At 61.2% G+C, this 20594-nt stretch carries 18 protein-coding genes and 2 pseudogenes; 9 read left to right on the top strand and 11 right to left on the bottom strand.

Annotated features, from left to right (window positions below; all coding sequences use genetic code 11):
* Positions 1-42 precede the first annotated feature (42 nt).
* From BKP54_RS00185 to BKP54_RS00175, 4 genes are read left to right on the top strand one after another with little or no spacing between them, the layout of a single operon-like run.
* Complete coding sequence (locus BKP54_RS00185) at positions 43-1149, top strand: polyamine ABC transporter substrate-binding protein (RefSeq protein ID WP_025430134.1); 1107 nt, start codon at positions 43-45, stop codon at positions 1147-1149.
* 36 nt (positions 1150-1185) lie between these two features.
* A complete protein-coding gene (locus BKP54_RS34795) occupies positions 1186-2256 on the top strand; it encodes an ABC transporter ATP-binding protein (RefSeq protein ID WP_244494260.1) in 1071 nt (356 codons plus the stop codon).
* Positions 2257-2268: 12 nt separating this feature from the next.
* Positions 2269-3153: an ABC transporter permease subunit gene (locus tag BKP54_RS34790; RefSeq protein ID WP_041692911.1), complete on the top strand. Its 885-nt coding sequence runs from the start codon at positions 2269-2271 to the stop codon at positions 3151-3153.
* Positions 3154-3162: 9 nt separating this feature from the next.
* The gene (locus BKP54_RS00175; protein ID WP_041692910.1) at positions 3163-3957 is read left to right on the top strand and encodes an ABC transporter permease; all 795 of its coding nucleotides are present in this window, start codon (positions 3163-3165) and stop codon (positions 3955-3957) included.
* Between the two features lie 65 nt (positions 3958-4022).
* Here BKP54_RS00175 and BKP54_RS00170 read toward each other — a convergent pair whose 3' ends face one another.
* The gene (locus tag BKP54_RS00170; RefSeq protein ID WP_158071658.1) at positions 4023-4919 is read right to left on the bottom strand and encodes a helix-turn-helix transcriptional regulator; all 897 of its coding nucleotides are present in this window, start codon (positions 4917-4919) and stop codon (positions 4023-4025) included.
* 201 nt (positions 4920-5120) lie between these two features.
* On the opposite strand from BKP54_RS00170, the gene BKP54_RS00165 reads away from it, so the two are divergent.
* The 4 genes and pseudogenes from BKP54_RS00165 to BKP54_RS37025 all read left to right on the top strand — a co-directional run bounded on the left by BKP54_RS00165 (position 5121) and on the right by BKP54_RS37025 (position 8705).
* Positions 5121-6842 (top strand): amidohydrolase, encoded by a 1722-nt coding sequence (locus BKP54_RS00165; RefSeq protein ID WP_025430131.1) that lies wholly within the window; start codon positions 5121-5123, stop codon positions 6840-6842.
* A gap of 76 nt (positions 6843-6918) precedes the next feature.
* The gene (locus BKP54_RS34785; RefSeq protein WP_025430130.1) at positions 6919-7296 is read left to right on the top strand and encodes a cupin domain-containing protein; all 378 of its coding nucleotides are present in this window, start codon (positions 6919-6921) and stop codon (positions 7294-7296) included.
* A 3-nt stretch (positions 7297-7299) separates the two neighbouring features.
* A pseudogene (locus tag BKP54_RS37030) lies at positions 7300-8010 on the top strand (FAD-dependent oxidoreductase); the annotation flags it as partial.
* Positions 8011-8033: 23 nt separating this feature from the next.
* On the top strand, positions 8034-8705 hold the full coding sequence (locus BKP54_RS37025; RefSeq protein WP_280951601.1) for an FAD-binding oxidoreductase: 672 nt from the start codon (positions 8034-8036) through the stop codon (positions 8703-8705).
* Positions 8706-8790: 85 nt separating this feature from the next.
* On the opposite strand, the gene BKP54_RS00155 is transcribed toward BKP54_RS37025, so the two are convergent.
* From BKP54_RS00155 to BKP54_RS00145, 3 genes and pseudogenes are all read right to left on the bottom strand, one after another.
* A complete protein-coding gene (locus BKP54_RS00155; protein WP_084813987.1) occupies positions 8791-10593 on the bottom strand; it encodes an NAD(P)/FAD-dependent oxidoreductase in 1803 nt (600 codons plus the stop codon).
* Positions 10594-10670: 77 nt separating this feature from the next.
* Positions 10671-11747 carry a 2,3-butanediol dehydrogenase gene (locus tag BKP54_RS00150; RefSeq protein WP_025430127.1) on the bottom strand — a complete coding sequence of 359 codons (1077 nt, stop codon included), beginning with the start codon at positions 11745-11747 and terminating at the stop codon, positions 10671-10673.
* 161 nt (positions 11748-11908) lie between these two features.
* Positions 11909-13812 (bottom strand): annotated as a pseudogene (locus tag BKP54_RS00145) (sigma-54-dependent Fis family transcriptional regulator).
* Positions 13813-14204: 392 nt separating this feature from the next.
* Between BKP54_RS00145 and BKP54_RS00140 the strand changes: the two are divergent.
* Entirely contained in the window at positions 14205-14729 is a 525-nt protein-coding gene (locus BKP54_RS00140; protein ID WP_057217124.1) for a BA14K family protein, read from the top strand.
* Between the two features lie 111 nt (positions 14730-14840).
* On the opposite strand, the gene BKP54_RS00135 is transcribed toward BKP54_RS00140, so the two are convergent.
* The 7 genes from BKP54_RS00135 to BKP54_RS00105 are packed head-to-tail and all read right to left on the bottom strand — an operon-like array spanning position 14841 to position 20444.
* Positions 14841-15788, bottom strand: coding sequence for a carbohydrate kinase family protein (locus tag BKP54_RS00135; RefSeq protein WP_025430124.1), 948 nt, complete (start codon positions 15786-15788; stop codon positions 14841-14843).
* Positions 15785-16270, bottom strand: a complete 486-nt coding sequence (locus tag BKP54_RS00130) for an ureidoglycolate lyase (protein ID WP_084813986.1) — start codon at positions 16268-16270, stop codon at positions 15785-15787. Before BKP54_RS00130 ends, BKP54_RS00135 begins: the two co-directional genes overlap by 4 nt.
* 28 nt (positions 16271-16298) lie before the next feature.
* Positions 16299-17039 carry a BtpA/SgcQ family protein gene (locus BKP54_RS00125; protein WP_025430122.1) on the bottom strand — a complete coding sequence of 247 codons (741 nt, stop codon included), beginning with the start codon at positions 17037-17039 and terminating at the stop codon, positions 16299-16301.
* Positions 17040-17065: 26 nt separating this feature from the next.
* A complete protein-coding gene (locus BKP54_RS00120; RefSeq protein ID WP_128090338.1) occupies positions 17066-17839 on the bottom strand; it encodes a GntR family transcriptional regulator in 774 nt (257 codons plus the stop codon).
* A 21-nt stretch (positions 17840-17860) separates the two neighbouring features.
* On the bottom strand, positions 17861-18724 hold the full coding sequence (locus BKP54_RS00115; RefSeq protein WP_025430120.1) for an ABC transporter substrate-binding protein: 864 nt from the start codon (positions 18722-18724) through the stop codon (positions 17861-17863).
* Positions 18725-18756: 32 nt separating this feature from the next.
* A complete protein-coding gene (locus tag BKP54_RS00110) occupies positions 18757-19521 on the bottom strand; it encodes an amino acid ABC transporter ATP-binding protein (protein WP_025430119.1) in 765 nt (254 codons plus the stop codon).
* Positions 19518-20444, bottom strand: a complete 927-nt coding sequence (locus tag BKP54_RS00105) for an amino acid ABC transporter permease (protein ID WP_025430118.1) — start codon at positions 20442-20444, stop codon at positions 19518-19520. Before BKP54_RS00105 ends, BKP54_RS00110 begins: the two co-directional genes overlap by 4 nt.
* Positions 20445-20594 lie beyond the last annotated feature (150 nt).

Raw genomic sequence — 20594 nt, 5'->3', positions numbered from 1 at the left:
AGTTTTTCCCGAAACGAAGGCCATTCTGCCTTGGGAGGGAACATGTCTGGTTCGTGCCGTTCGCTGATGCACTCGGTTGCCATCGCTTCGATCGCCTTGCTCTATGGGCAGGGGGGAGCGAGGGCCGATGAGAAGCTGTTTATCTATAACTTCTCCGACTATTTTGCCGAAGACACAGTTTCTAACTTCGCAAAGCGTAGCGGCGTGGACGCGCGTGTCGATTTCTTCGATTCGCTGGAGGTCCTGGAGACACGCTTGCTGGCAGGGGGAAGCGGTTTCGATGTTGCCTTTCCAAGCGCGACCGTCGGCGAGCGGCTCATCCAATCGGGTGCACTGAAGCCGATCGATGCTTCCAGTCTCAAAAACTATAAGAATCTGGACAAGGATCTCCTGAAGCTCGTTGCCGAACACGATCCGGGCAATCAGTACCTCGTCCCGTACATGTGGCTGACGACAGGGATTGCCTACAATCCGAAGCTCGTTGAGGAGCGGGTCGGCGACGCCCCGACTAACAGCCTGGACATGTTCTTCAAGCCGGAACTGGCGAAAAAGTTTCAGGACTGCGGCATTGGCATCGTCGATGCGCCAAACGAGGTGGTGCCGATCGCCCTGAACTATCTCGGGCTCGATCCTTATTCGACAAAACAGGAAGATCTTGACAGAGCCAAGGACCTGCTCCTGACGTTACGCCCCTACATCCGGCACATGCAGAGCGGCCAACTGGTGGCGGACATGGCATCCGGCCAGCTGTGCCTGGCGATGATGTGGAGCGGTGACGCGGGCATTGCTGCAGCGCGCGCCGAGGAAGCCAACAACGGCATCGCGGTCAATTATTCAATCCCGAAGGAAGGCACGATCATCTCCTTCGATACCATGGCCGTGCCCGGCGATGCGCCCGATCCAGAGCAGGCACTGGCCTTCATCGACTACGTTCTCGAGCCGAAGACAGTCGCCGACATCAGCAATCACGTGTTTTACGCCAACGCCAATGCTGCTGCCACGCCGCTGGTCGACGAGGCGATCCGCACGGACCCGAACGTCTATCCGCCCGCGGAAGTTCGCGCCAAGCTCTTCGTCGACAAGTCGCTGCCGCCACGCCAGGCGCGCGAGCGGACCCGGGTGTGGACCGCGTTTAGGGCCGGCAACTGAATGTCTTGCCTGAAAAGCGGGAGCAGAAGGACATCCGTGTTGCAATCTTACGTATCAATTGAGAATCTTTCCAAGTCCTTCGGTCTGTTCAGCGCCGTCGACAATATCTCGATCGGTATCGGGAAGGGGGAATTCTTCTCGCTTCTTGGTCCATCCGGATGCGGCAAGTCGACCTTGCTGCGCATGATCGCCGGTTTCGAAACGCCGACATCGGGGGTCGTCCGGCTCGACGGGGAAGATGTGACGGACGTTTCGGCCCATCGCCGACCAACGAACATGATGTTCCAGTCCTACGCGCTGTTTCCCCATCTGTCAGTGGGCAAGAATATCGCCTTCGGCCTGCAGCAGGACCGGCTGGCAGGAGCTGAGATCCGGCAGCGTGTGGGCGAGGTGGCCGAAAAGCTGCAACTGACGGCACTGCTGGATCGCAAGCCGCAACAGCTGTCTGGAGGACAAAGGCAACGGGTCGCGTTGGCGCGGGCACTGGTCAAGCGGCCGAAGGTGCTGTTGCTGGACGAACCTCTCGGTGCGCTTGACAAGAACCTGCGCACCGAAACCCAGCACGAATTGGTCAGGCTTCAGCGGGAGCTGGGGCTAACCTTCATCATCGTCACCCACGACCAGCATGAGGCAATGACCGTGTCGTCGCGCATCGCGATCATGCGGCAGGGCAAGGTGCTGCAAATCGGGTCGCCTGCCGAAGTCTACGAAACACCGGTTTCCCGCTATGTCGCGAAATTCCTCGGCGAAGCGAACGTGTTCGAAGGCGGCACTTCCAAACGTTCCGGCAACGAGCTGTCGGTCGAAAGTGCTGAGGCCGGCGGTTCGATCTTTGCCACCGCCAGTGACCATATTTCTGCCAATGGCCGCTTCTGGGTCTCGGTGCGGCCGGAGAGGGTCGAGCTCAACAAACAGGGCAGCGGTCTTGAGGGCGTCATCGAGCAATTCAGCTACGCCGGGGCAGGGCGCCACTATCGGGTGCGCCTGAAGAGCGGGGTAACGCTGGACGCGCTGCGCGTCAATCTGGGCGCTGAGGACGATCTGGCGGTCGGTGACACCGTTTATGCCTCATGGATGCCGCAGGCCGCCCGTCTGCTGGCCGACTAGGGGAACGACACGATGCAATCAAAACCTGATCTCGGCCGGCGCGCACTGCTGCTCGTGCCCTATGGCTGGCTGGCCGTGTTCTTTCTCATGCCGTTTCTGCTCGTGCTGGCGATCAGCCTCTCGTCCGTTCGCCTCGGCATGCCACCCTATGAGCCGCTATTTGCCTGGCAGGGATCGCTGCTCAGCATTCGGCTCAATCTCGAGAACTTCATTTTTGTGCTGGGTGAAAACACCTATCTCCTTGCCTATCTCACGAGCCTGAAGGTGGCGTCGATTTCGACGATACTGATGCTGGCGATCGCCTATCCGCTCGCCTACGGCATTGCAAGTTGCGCGCCGGCGTCGCGCTCCTTCCTCATCTTCCTCGTGATCGTGCCGTTCTGGAGCTCGATGCTGATCCGCGTCTATGCCTGGATGAGCATTCTGCGCAACGACGGGCTGTTGAATTCGCTGCTCCTTAACCTCGGCATCATTTCCGAGCCGCTGCGGATCATGAACACCGAGACCGCGATCTATATCGGCATCGTCTACACCTACCTGCCGTTCATGGTGCTGCCGATCTACGCCAATCTCAGTGCCAGCGACCGTACCTTGATCGAGGCGGCACGCGATCTCGGTTGCTCGCGCATTGCAGCGTTCTGGCGCGTCACCTTTCCGCTCAGTTTGAGGGGTGTTGCCGCAGGATGTGCACTGGTCTTCATCCCGGTCATCGGCGAATTCGTCGTGCCTGACCTGCTTGGAGGTGCAGACACACAGATGATCGGCAGGACGATCTGGATAGAGTTCTTCAACAACCGGGACTGGCCGGTGGCCTCCGCCGTCACCGTGCTGCTTCTCGTCATCCTGGTGATACCCATCGTCCTGTTTCAGACACGTTTGTCTCGAACCTCTAAATGAGGAGCGACTATGCCTCAGCCTTCCTGGTTCAACCGGCTTTCCATCTTCGCCGGGCTCACCTTCCTCTACCTGCCGATCGTGGTTCTGGTTGCCTACAGCTTCAACGCCTCGCGACTGGTCACCGTCTGGGGCGGGTTCTCCACTCAGTGGTACACGGCCGCGATCACCAATCCGTCGATCGTCGAGGGCGCCAAGATCAGCTTTCTCGTGGCGGCGATCTCGGCAACATTCGCGACCGTTCTCGGATCGCTTGCGGCGATCGTGACTGTCAGAATTCGGCGCTTTCGCGGCCATCATATCTTCAGCGGCATGCTGGTGGCGCCGATGGTGATGCCGGAGGTGGTCATGGGAGTGTCGATGCTGTTGATGTTCGTGACGTTGGGCATCGATCGCGGCCCGGTGACGATCACGCTTGCCCACGCCACCTTCACCATGTGCTTTGCGGCAGTGGTGGTGCAATCCCGACTGGCCGAACTCGACCCGTCGCTGGAGGAAGCAGCAAGAGACCTTGGCTGCCCACCATTGCTGGCGTTCATGAAGGTGGCCGTGCCGAACATGGTTCCGGCCTTCGTTTCGGCCTGGCTGCTGTCGTTCACGCTGTCGCTCGACGATCTCGTGATATCGAGTTTCACGACCGGGCCCGGAGCCTCGACCTTGCCGATGAAGATCTATTCGCAGATCAAGTTCGGCGTGACCCCTGAGGTCAACGCCATCTCGACGATCATCCTTGGTGTCGTCGTCTTCGGCCTGGTGGCATCACGCATCGTCTCCAGGCCATCGGCAAAGAGCAGTCTTGCCGTTTAGGCGTTCGGTCAGGTGGCGGACCCCTTGGCGTTAATAAGGCCTCAGTTGCCTGCAACGGACATGCGTCAGTTGCAGGCAAGTTCGCCCGTGAGCTGCCCGCGCTTGGCGAGGTAGCCGGATAGCGGGTCTTCGTAGACGTTCCTGGCCGAAGAGACTGCATCTATGAACAATGCAAACAGCGCCGTTTGTGACGTGATATCCAGCTTCGAGTAGAGATTTCGGCGGTGGAGCTTCACTGTTGCCGGAGAGATGCCGAGTCGAGCCGCAGCCCCTTTGACGGAATAGCCGCGCAGAACGAGCTGAGCGACCTGGCATTCGCGCTCCGTCAGGACGCTCCGGCCGAAATTGCCTATCGCCTGGGCAAGCGCCTTCTGCAACGCGGACCCCTCGCCATCAAGCGTCTCGGGTCTGAGGTCGCGGAAATGACGGATGACTGCCGTGCGCAGGATCGGAGCGAGGCTCTCGAGCAGCTGCACTTCCTGTGCGCTGAACGCGATGCTCGACCGCTTGCGGCCGAGAGAGATCGCGATCTTCGAGGCATCGTCGAGGCTGACGATGAAGTTGAACTCGTCATGAAGTCCGGAATGCTGATAGTATTCGCGGTAGTACTGGGTTCGATCGAACGAAGGCGCGATCTGGCTCAGGCGATAAAGCCCGTCATCCTCGTTCTCGACAGCGAGTTGATAGAACGGATCGAGCCGGTAGGGGCCCTGAAGGTAATGCCGGATGTCGGACAGGCCGCGATGCGTCTGCCAATCGTTGAAGAGTATCTTCGGCGCACTGTCGCCGCGATAGAGCAGGATCAGCCCCGCATCCACGGAAACGTGCTGCTTCAGTGCCTCAGTCAAGCGCTCCTGGAAATCAAGCCGACCGATATTGCCGATCAGTGACATTGCCAGTTCATTGATTGCAGGCGACTGCGTCACCGTGCCTGGCTCGCTCGTCGCGATACTCCCGTTCATGAAAATGTCCTCCCTCGCGCGAGCGTAGGTGAGTTTCGAAACGGCCGCAAGACATGGCCATGGCCTGTTGCGGACATGGTCGGAACGCCCGCGCCAACCGCCGATCGGCGAACCTAGCCCTTTGGAGTATTCCGCATCCGGCCGCATTGCCGCTTACTCCATGCATCCGCTTCATCTGTTCGGACCTCGGGAGGGAAAGACGTGCGCACCAAGAAATCACCTGTTCTGCTGCACCAGCTTCTGGCTGGCACCATGCTCGCCGCGCTTGCGGCCGGATCATCGTCGACGGCCGCGAATGCAGCTGCCGACCTTATCGCCGTCAATGGCGACGTGCGGACCGTCGATCCGAATACGCCTCGAGTGGAAGCCTTTGCCGTCGAGGGCGGAAAGTTCGTGGCGGTCGGCACCAGCGCCGAGATCCGGTCGCTCGCCGATGACAAGACCACGGTGCTCGATCTCGGCGGTAAGACTGTCACGCCCGGCTTCATCGATGGACATACGCATCTGACAAGCGGCACGGACTACGTCACCGGTGTCGATCTCTCCTACATCCCAGACAAGGAAACTTGGCTGAAGAAGATCAAGGAGGCGGATGAACGCCTGCCGCCAGGCGTGTGGATCACCGGAGGCGGCTGGGACTATACGCTGAAGGAGGGCAAGCTTCCGACGAAGGAAGACATCGACGCCGTGGTCAAGGATCGCCCCGTCGTTCTGCGCGACATCGATTTCCACTCGATCTGGGTGAACACCAAGGCATTGGAAATCGGCGGCGTCACCGCGAAATCCGAGGTGCCTGCCGGGGGCGAGGTCGTCGTCGACGCCAAGACCGGAGAACCGACCGGAATCCTGCTCGAAGGCGCTGGCGACCTCATCACCAACAAGAAGCCGGCCTATTCCGACAAGGAACGTGCCGAAGCGCTGCTGCAGACCGTGAAGTTTGCCAACAGCGTCGGCCTGACCGGCGTTCATGACATGTCGTCCATCGCCGCCGTCTACGACTATCTGAAACTCGTCGAGGACAAGAACCTGTCGTTGCGGGTCTGGTACGGCTTCTTCGAGGACAAGGCTGCAAATATTCCGGCGGCGGCAAAGGATCGTGAGGCCGTCGACAGCCGCGTGGCTGCCAGCGGCGAGACCAAGGTGAAGGGACCGCTGCTCACGGTCGGTTACGCCAAGTCGGTCGTCGACGGGGTGCTGTCGACCCACACGGCCTACCTGCTTGAAAACTATTCGGATCGCACGGGGTGGAAGGGAGAGCCCTTCCAGTCGGAGGCTGATCTCAGCGCGCTGATCAAGGCCGCAAACGACAACGGTTTCCCGACTGCCGTCCACGCGATCGGCGATGCCGGCGTGCAGATGACGCTGAACGCATTCGAAAAAGGCCAGTCGCCCGGCAAATACCCCAATCGCGTCGAGCATATCGAAATCATCTCTCCGCCCGATATCGAGCGGTTCAAGAAGCTCGGCATCGTCGCGTCAATGCAACCGAACCACGCAACCGGCACGATCGGAAAATACATCACCGAGCGGGTAGGCCATGAGCGCGAGAATCATGCCTATGTCTGGAAGTCGATGCTGCAGCACAAGGTGCCGGTCGTGTTCGGATCCGACTGGGCGACATCGCCGCTCAGCCCCCTGACCCAGATCAACGATGCCGTTTTCCGCGAAAGCCCGTTCGGGCTCGGCGATGGTCCATGGCACCCCGAGCAGGCGGTCACTTTTGACGAGGCCCTGTTCGCCTACACCCAGGCCGGCGCCAACATGACGCCGTGGGCCAATGAGATCGGCTCGATTTCGACCGGCAAATGGGCAGACTTCGTCGTGCTCGACGCCAAGCTTCCCGATCCCGTCGACCGGTCCATTCGCAAGCGGCATGTCGAGGCGACCTATGTCGCCGGAACGGAAGTCTATCGGGCGAAATAGCAGCCCCAAACCGCATCCGGCGGGGCCGGGCAACGTCCCGTCCCGCCAAACGCTGACTATGCATTCAGGAGCATACATGTCCAAGGTAATGAAAATCGATCGCAATGGCGTCGGCCTGCGCGAGCTGGAAAAGTGCAGTGTCGTGCCCGTCGAAGCGATCCTGTCGGGTTTTGCCGACGAGATGGGTGACGTCCACTTCGAGAGCGCTGACGGCTCGATCGTCGTCGGTACATGGCAATCGACGCCCTATGCCGAAATGCTCTCCTACCCTGACGGGGTGGAGTACAGCTTCATCCTCTCGGGAAAAGTCTCGATCACCAACCCGGACGGATCGGTGGAGACGTTCCAAGCCGGCGAAAGCTACCTGCTGCCGCAGGGGGTTGAGGTCCGGTTCGAGGTGCTGGAGACGATGCGCAAAGTCTACGTCTTGCACACAGCAAAGACTGACGGGTGACCTATGGCACACCCAATGCAACGACCGTCGGTAGCGTCGCTTGCCGACGTGAAAATGTCGCCGTTCTGGCTGGATCGGCCGGATGCTCCCGAGGCGCTGCCGCCGCTGACGGCCCATCGAAAGGCTGATCTGCTGATCGTCGGTGGCGGTTTCACTGGCCTCTGGGGCGCAATCCAGGCCAAACAGGCGAAGCCCGATCTCGATGTGGTGCTGATCGAAAAGAGCACCGTGGCCAACGGCGCCTCCGGTCGACCGGGCGGTGTCGTCTCGACGTCGGTGATGCACGGCCTGTCCAATGCGGTGCGCGTATTCCCCAACGACATTGCCGAGCTGGAGCGGCTCGGCAAGGAGAACATGCATGGGTTCATGCAGACCATTTTCGACCATGGTATCGACTGCCACGCCGAGTGGGGCGGCGAACTGACCGTTGCCGTGGATGCAGACCATCTCGAAGCCCTTCACAGGGAACACGAACTGCACCTTCAATATGGCCATCAGGCCGTGTTTCTCGATCAGGACGCTGTCCAGGACCAGATCGCATCGCCGCGATACAAGGCCGGGATCTGGTCAAAGGATAGCAGCGGCACGGTGCACCCGGCCTTGCTCGCCTGGGGTTTGAAACGAACGGCCCTTTCTCTCGGCGTTGAGATCTTTGAGAATACGCAGTTGCTGGCGCTCGATGAGGTCGGAGCCAAGATCGAGGTCAAGACGCCATTCGGCGCGGTGACCGCGCGAAGGTGCTTTTGGCCACCAACGCATTCGCCTCCGGCCATCCCGGCATCAAGCGCCGTGTCGTCGCCGTCAGAGATCGGGTGCTCGCGACCGAGCCGTTGTCTGAGCAACAGATGGCGTCGATCGGCTGGAAGAACCGGCAGGGTGTCTACGACACCCGAACCCAGATGAACTACATGCGGCTGACGAAGGACAACCGGATCATCTTCGGGGGAAGGCTCGGCTATGCCTTCGCGGGCACGACGTCACCAAGCGTCGATAGCGACGTCAACACCTATGAGCCGCTGGCGGCCGCGTTCTTCGATACGTTTCCGCAGTTGCAGGGCCACCGCTTCACGCATGCCTGGAGCGGCCCGATCGATCTCAGCACACGCATGGCGGTGCATTTCCAGAGATACCACGCAGGCAAGGTCGTTTATGCCGGCGGATATTCAGGTTTTGGGGTCTCCGCGTCGAGATTCGGCGCACGCATAGCGCTCGACATTCTCGACGGCTCGAAGACTTCGGAGAGCAGGCTGGATTTCGCAACGCAGCTGCCCAACGTCGTGCCGCCGGAACCCTTTCGCTGGCTCGGGGCACAGGTCACGATGTATGCGCTCGACACGGCCGACCAAAAGGGCGGATGGCGCAAGCCGTGGCTCAGGCTGGTTTCGGCAATGGGCTTTCCGTTGAGTTGAGAATGCCAGCGCCTTTCTGATCTAATACAGCGCAAGCGATGCGACAGGATTGGCCGAAGGCTGGCTCCGGCCAATCCTCAAGGCGTCAGCCGCGGTGATGGCTTTCCTGCAAGCCGTAGACCGGCGTTTCGATGCCAGCCTGGCGGGCTTTCAATTGCAGGGAGAGGTACTGCGAATAGTGCCGTGACTGATGCAGGTTGCCGCCGTGAAACCAGAGGGCTTCCTGCTGTGTCGGCTTCCACATGTTGCGCTGCTCGCCTTCCCACGGGCCGGGGTCCTTTGGCGTGTCGGAGCCCAGACCCCAGCATTTGCCGACCTTTTCGGCAACCTTGCGGCTGATGAGATCGGCCGCCCAGCCGTTCATCGAGCCGTAGCCGGTGGCATAGACGACGAGATCCGCCGGTAGCTCCGTGCCGTCCTTGAGTACCACCGACGTTTCGGTCAGGTGATCAACGTCTGAACCGGATTTCAGCTTGATCGAGCCGTCGATGATGAGGTCGCAGGCGCCGACATCGATGTAATATCCCGAGCCGCGGCGCAGGTATTTCATGAACAGGCCGGAGCCGTCGGCGCCCCAGTCGAGCATGAAGCCCGCCCTTTCGAGATCCGCATAGAACTTGGCGTCGCGCTCGCGCATCTTGTCGTAAAGCGGGATCTGGAACTCGTGCATGATCCTATAGGGCAGCGAGGCGAAGATGAGGTCTGCCTTGCGCGTCGTCATGCCGGCCGCAACCGCCCGCTCGGAATAGAGGTCGCCGAGCCCGATCTCCATCAGCGAATCCGATCGTACGATGTGGGTCGAGGAGCGCTGGACCATGGTGACGTCGGCGCCCGCCTCCCACAGTGCGGCGCAAATGTCGTGCGCCGAGTTGTTGGCCCCGACCACCACCACCTTCTTGCCCTTGTAAGCGTCGGGGCCCGGATGTTGGGAGGAATGCTGCTGCTCGCCCCTGAAAATCTCCTGTCCCTTGAATTTGGGAACGTTGGCCTTGCCGGACATGCCCGTGGCGAGCACAAGTTGTTTCGGCTTCAGCACCACTTCCTTGCCATCGCGCTCGACAACGACGGTCCATTCCTGCTTGTCCTCATCATAGGAAGCGGATTTGCAGGTGGTCGAGTTCCAGTAGTTGAGCTCCATCACCTTGGTGTACATCTCCAGCCAGTCGCCGATCTTGTCCTTCGGCGCAAAGACCGGCCAGTTCTCCGGGAAGGGGATGTAGGGCAGGTGGTCGTACCAGACGGGGTCGTGCAGGCAGAGTGACTTGTATCGCTTGCGCCAGCTGTCGCCGGGTCGCTCGTTCTTCTCGATGATGATCGTAGGTACGCCGAGTTGGCGCAGGCGCGCACCGAGCGCAATGCCGCCCTGGCCGCCGCCGATGATGACGACGTAGGGCTGCGTCTCGTAGCCAAGTCCGGCGGCTTCCGCCTGGCGTTTTTCGCTCCAGGTCTTGCGATTGGGGTCGTGGCCGTGTTCCGCCCCCATCGGTCGCTTCAGACCCTTGGGTTCCTCATGCCCCTTGAGCTCGCTCATCGTCGTCAATAGCGTCCAGATCAGGCCATTCTTCAGACGGATATGGCCATAGCCACGCGCAACATCCGTTTCGAATTCGAACCAGCCCTGCGTGATGCCGTCGCCGTCGCTTGCCAGTTCCTTCTCATCCTGGCGAAATCGCGATGGTTTGATTGTTTTCAGTTGCCTTGTCAGCATGTCGCGGATCTGGTCGTGGCCCTCCATCGTGCGCAGGTTCCAGGTGAACGTGACCAGATCTCGCCAATAGCAGTCAGCCTGGAACAGGTTGACCGCGGCTTCGACATCTCCGCGCTCCAGCGCCTTGCCGAGCTTGGCAAGGGCTGCGTCTATCTTCGTGTTGGGGCTGTCTTCAAGCATGGTATCTCCTCCGTGTTGCTCGAGTGTCAGGTGGCAAACGCCGGGGAAGCTCCTCCTTCCCCGGCGTGCCCGGATGATCATTTTGTAAGGTCGATCAGGATCTTCAGTTGCTTGCCGGCCGGATCGAGCAAGGCGTCGAAGCCTTGGGCAACGGCCCGGTCGAGCGTGATGGTGCTCGTCACAACCTTGGCGGCCGGAAGCAGACCCGATGCGATCAGCCGGATGACGCGCGGCCAGTAGTGGGTCGGGTAGGCCCAGGATCCGCGCAGGTCGATGTCCTTGAAGGTCACCTGGAACCAGTCGAGCGGGTTCTCGTGCGGATGCAGACCCGTTTGCACGACGACACCCTGCTTGCGCACGGCATCGACGCAGGCTTTCAGCGCATGTTCGTTGCCGACGCATTCGATCGCGACATCGCAACCGACCTTGCCTTCCGAGGTCGCCCGAACGATGTCGCCGGGATTGTCCCGTTTGGGATTGATCGTGATCAGATCGGGCAGGATCGATCTTGCGAAATCGAGCCGCGCATCGTTGATGTCGGAGACGAACAGCTGTGCTGCGCCGGCTGCCCTTGCCGCCAGCAGTGTCAGGATGCCGATCGGTCCGGCACCGGTGACGAGCACGCTGCTTCCCGCCGTCACGCCACCGCGATCGCAGGCATAGACGGCAACCGCAGTCGGTTCGACAAGGGCTGCCTCCTCGTCGCTCATCGCATCGGGGATCTTCTGGACGTTGTATTCGTTGAGCGTGGCATGTTCCGCCATCCCGCCCCACTGCCAGCTGAGGCCCGCCAAGGCGAGGTCGGTGCTGAGGTGGTAAAGACCGCGATCGGCAAAGTAGTCGCCGGATCGCGGCATGATCAGCGGTTGAACGGATACCCTGTCTCCGACCGCAATGGTGTTTACGCCGTCGCCGATCGCCTCGACGATGCCACCGAACTCGTGCCCGAGAATCTGTGGCGCCCGCGCGCCGGTGAACGGGTGCGGTTCGCTTGGAATGAAAATCGGGCCATAGGCGTATTCGTGCAGGTCCGTGCCACAGATGCCGACAAAGCGATTGCGGATGAGGACCTGGCCTGGCCCCGGATTGCGATCGGGTGGCGAGATCTGTTCAAGCCGCAGATCCCTGGCTGCATGAAATCTGAGTGCGCGCATGTTTCCTCCGTTCTGCCTTTTGTTGCGACAGTACGGAGCAAGGGGCGTGCCAGGGCTGGGTCAGGTTTGAATATCGTTGCTAATCAATGGCGTAGCTCGACCTGGTGGGCATCGTCCACCTGAGGCGGATGCAACAGGTGTGGTGCCACACCTGTTGCATGCTAGTGCTTGGCGCGCAGCCGGTGGCGCTTGATCTGACGATGGACGGTGGAGCGATCGACGCCCAGGCGCCGGGCCGCCTCGGAGATGTTCCAGCCGCAGGAAGAGAGCATGATCTCGAGCGCCGTGCCGTCATCGGTCTTTCCGATTGGGGAAGGACCTTCAGTCTTGCCTGTCGGCGTCGCTGTGAGGTGGTCCGGCAGGTCGCCGAGTTCAATCCTGTTTTCGTCGCAGACGGCAGCGGCGACGGCGAGAACGTTATCCAGCTCGCGAATATTCCCGGGCCAGCCATGCGCCTTCAGCGCGGCCAGCGCGTCCGACGAGATGTGCAAAGGTCGCTCCTCGGTGCGGTGTTTTTCGAGGAGTGTCGCGAGCAGCCATTCGAAATCCGCCCGATCGCGAAGCGGCGGCATATGGAACACGACGGCATTCAGACGATAGAACAGGTCTTCGCGGAAGCGCCCCTCCTGCACCAGTTGCTGCAGCGGCCGGTGCGTTGCCGAGACGATGCGCAGGTTCACCGATTTCGGTTCCTGCCCGCCAATCGGCAGGATCTCCCGTTCCGCCAGGACCCGTAGCAATCTTGTCTGCAGGGTGAGGGGCATGTCGCCGATCTCGTCGAGGAAGAGGGTTCCGCCGTCGGCCTGTTCTATCAGGCCCTTGCGCCCCTTGGGCGATGCCCCGGTGAAGGCGCCGGGCAGATAGCCGAAGAGTTCGCTCTCGATCAGATGCTCGGGCAACGCGGCACAATTGATCGCAACGAACTTACCCTTGAGGCCGCTGCAGTCATGGATTGTTCGGGCGAGGTGCTCCTTGCCGAACCGGTCTCGCCCTGGATGAGGACCGGCAATGCGGTCGGCGCGAGTTTGGTGATCCGATCCTGAAGAGCTGCGATCACCGGCACCTGGCCGCCGAGCCGTCGAGAGGGCGAGGCCGTTGCGATCTTGCCGGCCGACCGGCCGACAGGAAACTGCGGTTCGATCGCGTGGGCAAAGAGAGCATTTCCGTCACGCGCGGTCAGAAGCCGTTCCTCAGTCGGCCTGCGACGGGTCAACTCCACCAGGCCATCAACCCCGATATCGAAGAAACGCGACATCGGTTGCCCGATGAGGTTTTGCGGGTCACGCCAGTCGAGCCCGGCCGAACGCGCCAGGATCCGTGCGCCGCCATGGGTCATGCCGATGATGTGGCCGCGGCCGTCGATCGAGATCGCCGCCTCAGGATCGACGTCGAGAAACTCGGGCGCGCGGGCAAAGCGCAGCACCCATTCATGGCGCGTCCGAGCCATCAGGTTGGCGAGCTCGATACGACGCACGGTGGCGGCCACAAGGTGGCGCGCAAGGTTTTGGCTTGCCTTCAGGATTGGAGAGCTGAGCAGAGAAATGTCGAGAACGGCCGAAAGCCCGCCTTCTGTATCGTAGATCGGCGCTGCGGTGCAGGAGAGCGGCGTATGCGTTGTGTCGAAATGGTCGCTCTGGTGGATCGTCAAGGCTTCTCCGGTCTCCAGACAGGCGCCGACGGCGCAGGTACCCGCCCGCGCTTCGGCCCAGTCGGATCCAAGGTAGAGGCCGGCCCGGCGCAGGTTGTTGTCGAAGGAAGGATCGCCCAGAAATTCGACTGTCACGCCTTTCCTGTCGGAGAGCAGCAGAACGTAGTTCTGTCCGGCGACCTGGTTGTAGAGGTTTTCAAGGCCTGACCGCGCGATCCTGATAAGGTCCTCGGCTTCCTGCCGATGCTCGCGAAGGCGCTGTTCAGGCAGGATGTAGGCTTCGCATGTCTGCGCTGGATCCAGCTTGTGCTGATCAAGGCACCGCAGCCACGACTTGACGACAATGTCGTCGCGTCCCGTTGCCAGGCCCTGTCCCACCCGCTCGATCTCGCGGACATGTTCAGAATGTGAAACCATGGAACTTCAATGGCATTGCTGCCACGCTCCTCCATTCCTCCGAACGCGAATGTGTCCATGGCGAAACGGCTTTGTAAAGGGCCGGCGGACATTTCGTTCAGTTTGAGCGCGATCGCCTGGTCGAAAACACAAACTGCGTGCGAACGGGTCTCAGCGCGACCGGTAGCTGTTGAAGCGGGGCACCTTCCAGGGTTTGCGGAGAAGGCAGGCATTCCCGCATTCGAAGCATTTCATTCAAGCGTCCGTGAGCGGAACGGGATGCTTTCCGGCCGATATATAATTCCTCAACTCAAGTTCGATTTTAGGGTAGAATTAGGCCGCGATTTAAAGGACTGCAGTGTCCTTTGCGCGCCGAATTCGACGTGTGGCGCTGCAGAGGAAAGGTGAAGCCAATGAAAAGGTTTGCAATCGTTGCCTTGTCGCTTGCGACTGCGCTGACAAGCGCTCCGCCGGTCATGGCATTTCCCACAATTGCCGCGCCAGGGATTGAGGCGCCGCAAGCCCAGCTGGTTCAGTACAGGCGATATCGCGGCGGCTACGGCGGCTACGGCGGGTACAACCACGGACATCATCACAACGGTGGTGGTGACGATTGGGCTTGGGCACTGGGTGGGCTTGCCGCCGGCGCCGTTATCGGCGGGCTGCTGGCTCAACCCAGATATTATGGCCCCGGTTACTACGGCGGGAACTACTACGGCAATAACTACTATGGCGGGAACTACTATGGCGGGAACTACTACCGGCAGCGCTATTATGCGCCACGCTATTATGCGCCACGCTACTACCGCCAAGTCTACGGCGGCGGCAGTGCACATATGCGCTGGTGCTACGCGCGCTACCGTTCCTATAGGGCATACGACGATACATTCCAGCCCTATTACGGTCCGCGACAAGCGTGCGTCTCACCTTACTATTGAGCGCGGTTGAGGTACGCCGTTAAACGGATTCATCCGCTATCTGGACGGGTTTGGACTGCTGGCAAGCAATCTGTACCGTCGCCCGGGACGATATATCATCGAAATCCGCGCTCAATGGCGCGGCCGGTGCCGGGTTCTGTCATCGCACCAGCGAAGGATTTCGTCGGCGTTGGCCTTGCCGCCGCGGGGACCATGGACGGTGACTGAGCGGGCTGCGGCAGCCACGGCGAAGTTCAAGGCATCGGCAAAGGGTTGGTTCTGTTCAAGACACCAGGTCAGCACGCCGCCAAAGGTATCGCCAGCGCCAGTCACGTCGACGACATCGACGGGAAACCCGCTAGCGCGCAGTATCGTGTCACCGTTACGCGCCTCTGCGCCCTCGGCCGCCAGCGTGCGCACCACCCAGTCGATGTCATGATCGCGCATCCAGTCTCCGATGCACGACAGGTCTTCATGGCCGAAGGCGGTACGGAAGCCGACCTGGTTGAAGATGACCACCGCCGCACCTTTGAGATAGGGCATGTCCTCAGGCGTGCAGCCGCCGACGTCGAGATCGAAGATGGCGCGGCGCCCGTGCTGGCGCAGGTCGGCCAGAAGTCCGGCCTGTTTCAGAATGCCGCTTTCCGTCCGCACGTGCAGCCGGCGGACACGATAGAGGGTCGTATACATCAATCCGGGCTGACGCAGCGCCGTCAAACTGTCCGGTGACAGCCACATCGGTTGTTCGCCCATCTCAACAGTCAGCACGATGTGCTCGCCATCGACCAGGAAGATCAGGTTGCGCGATTCGGGAATAGCAGGGTCGGTCAGCATGTGGCTGACGCCGACGCCGTTCTCCACGAGGTCGGCAATCAGCCGTTTTGACAGCGGGCTGTCGTTGAGCAATGAGATGAACTGCGTTCGGCCGCCCAGTGCCGCATGTACCACAGCGGCGTTGGCGATAGAGCCGCCGGTTTCCGCCGGCAGTTCGGCGACCATGCCCTTGTCCGCACGACCCGGCCAGCGATCGGCGGTGTAATATTCGTCGAGCGCCACGTCACCGATGAAAAAGGTTGTCATGCGCTCAGTCCTTCCTGGTTGGCCGCCTTGATCAGGCGTGGTCCGCCAGCCACAGGCACCCAGGGGCTTTCACCGAAGCCACATATCGCCATCCAATAGTAGGGCGCAGGGCCCGAAACGCCGCGGCAAGCGTCGTGCCAGACGCCACGATGCATCACTACCACTTGCCCCGGCGCAATCACGAATGCTTCAAGGTCATCGCGATGCGGTGCCTCTGCGTCGGATGCGGGCGCGACGGCCAGCACGATCGGTTGGGATGCGCAGAACAGCGCCTCTTCGGTTCCCAGGTGCCGCTCCATTGCCGCGCAGAGCCATGGTCCGCCGCCGCCGCGCGTGATGCCAAGGTGGCCAGAGCCCTCAATCAGCGGTGCGGTGGTGAACCCGTCTCGCCAGCCGTCGCCCGCCGTCCATATCGCCTTGGGATCTGAATCGTCAGTCAGGTTGTAGGTCGTACCGAACCGCGAAAAGTTTTCGGCGGTCACCGCCGGGCGAGGACGGCATCCGGAGCGCTCATGCGGCACTCCTTGCAGCACGCACGACGCGCATCAAGCCGGCGACGTGGGCCGCTTCAACCCGGCCGGTGTCCTTATGGTCGTGCTTGAACCAGCTTCCGACGACGGCGCCGTCTGCGTGGGCAAGCTGTTCGGCGGCATTGGCCTCGGTAAGGCCGGCTCCGATCAGTAGCGGTACACCGCCCCCGGTTGCGGCACGGAAACGCGCCACCTTGTCCATGTCGGTCGGCCGGCCCGTCGCATCGGAGGTCACCACGAGGCCGTCGCAACGCGAGGCGCCGATGCGCACGTCCTCTGCTTCCGGCCTGCCGGACAGGACCAGTTGATATTTGAACCGCACGCCCCCGAGCAGCAGCGCCGAGACGCCTTCACGGCGGGTGGCAAGGTCTGCGGCGAAGGGAGCATCCGTCTCGGGCGGCAAATGACCGGCAACGGAATCGACCTGGATGAAGGCGACGGGATAGTGTCGGGCAAGTTCAAATGCGCGCGCATCATCGCGTAGCACATTGACGCCGATGCGCGTGCCGAGATCAAGGCCGAACAGCCGCTCCAGCACCCGCTCCACATCCTCGGCGTGGCCGAAATAATTCTCAACTACCAATCCATCGACACCTTCACCCGCCATAATGCGGGCTTCTTCCTCGGCTTGGGCGAGTTTGCCCTCGGGGCTGTCGCCTGCCAGGTGCAACATGCCGAGAATGGGTTTTGGCGTCGTAAAGGTCTCGCCGAAGCGGCTCATGTTCGTTCTCCTGCGTCGCGCCGCCATCAGGCCGGCGCGGTATCACGCCCCCAACGGGTGGCGAATTTCATCTGGACCGCCGGCGAGTAGACGATCGACGTGCGTTCGACCAACCGATCGTTGGCGTCGAGCACATCCCCGCTGGCGCAAAGATAGCCCGGCACGTCGTGTGCCGGAGCAAACACCTCCCGCAAACGGTCGGATGGCGGCACAACCGTCAAAAGCAATTCCGAGCGAATGGGGTTGCGGTCATAGTCGCGGCGCAATACCTCGTAGAGTGATTGCGCCGCGAAATCGTAGCGGTCGATGCCTGGATAGAGGGCGAGATCGAGCTGCGACGTATCGACGTTCAGCCAGTTGACGGTCTCGCCGTTGGCAAGCCCGCGAGCGCGCACCAGGAACAGTTCACCGTTCTCAACCCGATGCTCCAGTACCCGCGTCGTCGGGCGTTGGCCTTGTCGGCGGGCGAGTTCCGTAAAGCTGCCGAAGTTCCAGATATTGTGGCTGATCGGCCGGTGCGAAACGATCGTGCCCCGGCCGCGAACCTGCTGGACCAGTCCCTCCGACACCAAAAGCGCCATCGCATTGCGCACCGTGGTCCGGGCGATGCCGAACTGGTCACGCATTTGGTTTTCCGAGGGAATGGCTTCCCCTTCGGAAAAATCGCCGCTCAGGATTGCGGCTCGAAGCGCCCGGTAGAGCTGCCGGTAAAGTTGCTCGCTCGAATAGAGATCGAGGCGCAATCTCGACAATCTGTCGTCGGCGGCGATGGGGGCGTCAGGCATGGAGGGATGGGTCAAGGCGGGCTCCGTTTGGCTCCGTTACTTCGTGGTTCCGTTCACCTTGAACTCTTCCACGGCAGCATCTTTCAAGCCATGACGATCGAGGATCTGTGCATAAGTACCATCCGCCTTCAGCGCCTCGAGCGCTGCAAGAACCGCATCGCGCAAGGGGCCATTCGCCTTGGCAAAGGCGATGCCGTAGTAATTGATCTCGTCGACCTTGCCGATCTGGTAGAACTTGCCCGGTTCCTGCTTCATCAGATCGAGCAGGCCCTCCAGGCCGATGACCGAGGCCTGTGCACGGCCTTGGCGGATCTGCATGATGTGCTCGGCCTGTGTGGGGATCTGGATGACCGTGATCGGCTTGTCGGCAGCACAATTGGTCTTGCCGACATTTTCCGCCCATGTGACCCAGCTGGTGCCCGTCGCCACGGCCACGGTCTTGCCGCAGAGATCGGTTTCAACCTTGATCTCTCCCTGCTGATCGGCCGTGGAATAAAAGACGTTGCCAGTCTTGAAGTAGTCGATGAAATCGAGCTGTGTCTGGCGTTCGACCTTGTCGGAGAAGGCGGTCATGATCATGTCGGACCGGCCGGTGACGACCTGAGGAATGAGCTGCGGGAATTCGACGTTCTGGAACTCGGCCGTCAGGCCGAGGCGCTCGGCGACGGCCTTGGCGAGATCGATGTCGAAACCCTTCAGGTCGGTCGAGCCGGCATCGCTGTATTCCATCGGCGGATAGGCAAGGCTGATGGTGACGTTTAGTTTGCCAGCGGCGCGCACGGCTTCGGGCAGGGCGGCGGCCAGCTTCTCATCGGCCGCGGCATGGGCCCCTCCGGCTACACACAGGCTGATGAATGTGGTGGAGGCAAGTCCCAGAACTATTGGCAGCAGTCGTTTCATTTTCTGTTCTCCCATTTTTAAGCTGAAATTTCTCAGGCCAGAACGCGGCTGAGGAATGTGCGCACGCGCGGATCACCGGGGTTGCTGAGGACCTGTTCCGGCGCGCCGGTCTCGCGAATTTCTCCGTCGATCATCACCACGACGCGGTCTGCCACCTCGCGGGCAAAGCCGATCTCATGGGTGACGACAATCATGGTGGTACCGCCGCGCGCCAGATTGCGCATGACCTCCAGCACCTCGCCGACAAGCTCCGGATCGAGCGCGCTGGTCGGTTCGTCGAACAGCATCACCCGTGGCTCCATGGCGAGCGCCCGGGCGATTGCCACGCGTTGTTTCTGGCCGCCTGAAAGCTGCGACGGATAGCTTTCGGCCTTGGCCGCCATGCCGACCTGCTCCAGCAGATCCATGGCGCGGGCTTCGGCTTCGGCCCGGCGCAATCCGCGCACGACCATCGGCCCTTCGATGACATTGCCGAGCACCGTCAGATGCGCGAACAGATTGAAGTGTTGGAACACCATGCCGAGCTGACTCTGCTGTGCGCGTAGTCGCTTGACGGGCAGCTCCTGTAGGGCGCCGCGATGGAGCGCGTAGCCCATGATCGCACCATCGACCCAGACATAACCGCCGTTTGGCGTTTCGAGATGGTTGATGCACCGAAGGAACGTGCTCTTACCACTGCCCGAGGGGCCGAGGATGCACAGCACTTCACCATAGGCGACTTCGAGGTCGAGGTTCTTCAATACCTCGTGGCTGCCGAAACTCTTGCGGATACCTACCGCCTTGACCGCGAGACTCATGCTTCCCTCACAGCGGCGAGACGCCGCGCCCGTCCTTTGAACCAGCTTCGATTGCTGGCAGCGGCAGCGGCATCGCGGCCGAAATGGCGTTCGAGATAATATTGACCGATGGAAAGGACCGTCGTTCCGGCGAGGTACCAGGCGGCGCACACGAACAGCAGCTCGATGACCGCGCCGTTGATGAAGTAGATCCGCTGGGCCGCGTTCAGCATTTCGCCCATGGCGATCGTGGCGGCGAGCGAGGAGAATTTCAGCATGCCGATGGCGCTGTTGCCAAGAACCGGCAGGATCAACCGCAGGGTCTGCGGCAGCATAATGCGCCGCATCGTCTGGCCGGGCGTCATGCCGAGTGTGTGGGCCGCTTCCTTCTGGCCGCGATCGACGGACGAGATTCCGCCGCGCACCACTTCCGTCAGATAAGAGCCCTCGTTGACGCCGAGACCAAGAACGGCAGCGACAAAGGGCGTCACCACATCAACCATGCGCTCGTCGACCAGGCCCGGAATGTAGAGACGGGGAAAGACGAGTGCGATGTTGAACCAGATGAGAAGCTGGAGCAGCACCGGCGTGCCGCGAAATATCCAGACGTAAAGCCAGGCGGCAAAGCGCAGGATTGGATTTTCCGAAAGGCGCATGATCCCGAAGGCGAAGCCGAGGACCACGCCAAGTGCAAGCGCGCAAGCCGAGATCAAAAGGGTCCAGCCGAAACCGGTGATGATGACGCCGGCCGTTAGAAACTGCCCGACGACCGTCCACTGGATTTGACCAACCGCAAAGGCGCGACCGATCACTGCCAGCAGCAGGATGACGGCACCACCGCTTATCCAGCGCCAAGGGTGGCTCAAACGGCGAATGGGCACGTCCGGGCCTGGCAGGTCTGTCAGCGACAGCGTGGGAGTTGCATTCGAGGTTGATCGGGTCATGATGTCCAAATGTAGGGTTAGGCCTACAACTTACTAGATGCGTTCTTTAGCGGAGTCAAGCGGGCCGACCGCCGAAGGAAAAACAAGCGCGTTGTCGGGAAAATGGGCACGTGATCACAGGTCGCGTGCACGTCCGCGATCAGCAGCCAG

Source organism: Ensifer sp. 1H6 (assembly GCF_001976035.1).
Taxonomy (GTDB): Bacteria; Pseudomonadota; Alphaproteobacteria; order Rhizobiales; family Rhizobiaceae; genus Ensifer; species Ensifer canadensis.
This window is presented reverse-complemented; position numbering and strand designations above follow the sequence as displayed.

Bases quoted from the DNA above. Each gene is read 5' to 3' on its own strand.
- BKP54_RS00115 (WP_025430120.1), bottom strand. From the start codon at position 18,724: ATGAAACGACTGCTGCCAATAGTTCTGGGACTTGCCTCCACCACATTC.
- BKP54_RS00170 (WP_158071658.1), bottom strand. From the start codon at position 4,919: ATGAACGGGAGTATCGCGACGAGCGAGCCAGGCACGGTGACGCAGTCG.
- BKP54_RS00155 (WP_084813987.1), bottom strand. From the start codon at position 10,593: ATGCTTGAAGACAGCCCCAACACGAAGATAGACGCAGCCCTTGCCAAG.
- BKP54_RS00125 (WP_025430122.1), bottom strand. From the start codon at position 17,039: ATGAGCCGCTTCGGCGAGACCTTTACGACGCCAAAACCCATTCTCGGC.
- BKP54_RS00110 (WP_025430119.1), bottom strand. From the start codon at position 19,521: ATGAGTCTCGCGGTCAAGGCGGTAGGTATCCGCAAGAGTTTCGGCAGC.
- BKP54_RS00150 (WP_025430127.1), bottom strand. From the start codon at position 11,747: ATGCGCGCACTCAGATTTCATGCAGCCAGGGATCTGCGGCTTGAACAG.
- BKP54_RS00105 (WP_025430118.1), bottom strand. From the start codon at position 20,444: ATGACCCGATCAACCTCGAATGCAACTCCCACGCTGTCGCTGACAGAC.
- BKP54_RS00135 (WP_025430124.1), bottom strand. From the start codon at position 15,788: ATGACAACCTTTTTCATCGGTGACGTGGCGCTCGACGAATATTACACC.
- BKP54_RS00185 (WP_025430134.1), top strand. From the start codon at position 43: ATGTCTGGTTCGTGCCGTTCGCTGATGCACTCGGTTGCCATCGCTTCG.
- BKP54_RS00140 (WP_057217124.1), top strand. From the start codon at position 14,205: ATGAAAAGGTTTGCAATCGTTGCCTTGTCGCTTGCGACTGCGCTGACA.
- BKP54_RS34790 (WP_041692911.1), top strand. From the start codon at position 2,269: ATGCAATCAAAACCTGATCTCGGCCGGCGCGCACTGCTGCTCGTGCCC.
- BKP54_RS34785 (WP_025430130.1), top strand. From the start codon at position 6,919: ATGTCCAAGGTAATGAAAATCGATCGCAATGGCGTCGGCCTGCGCGAG.
- BKP54_RS00175 (WP_041692910.1), top strand. From the start codon at position 3,163: ATGCCTCAGCCTTCCTGGTTCAACCGGCTTTCCATCTTCGCCGGGCTC.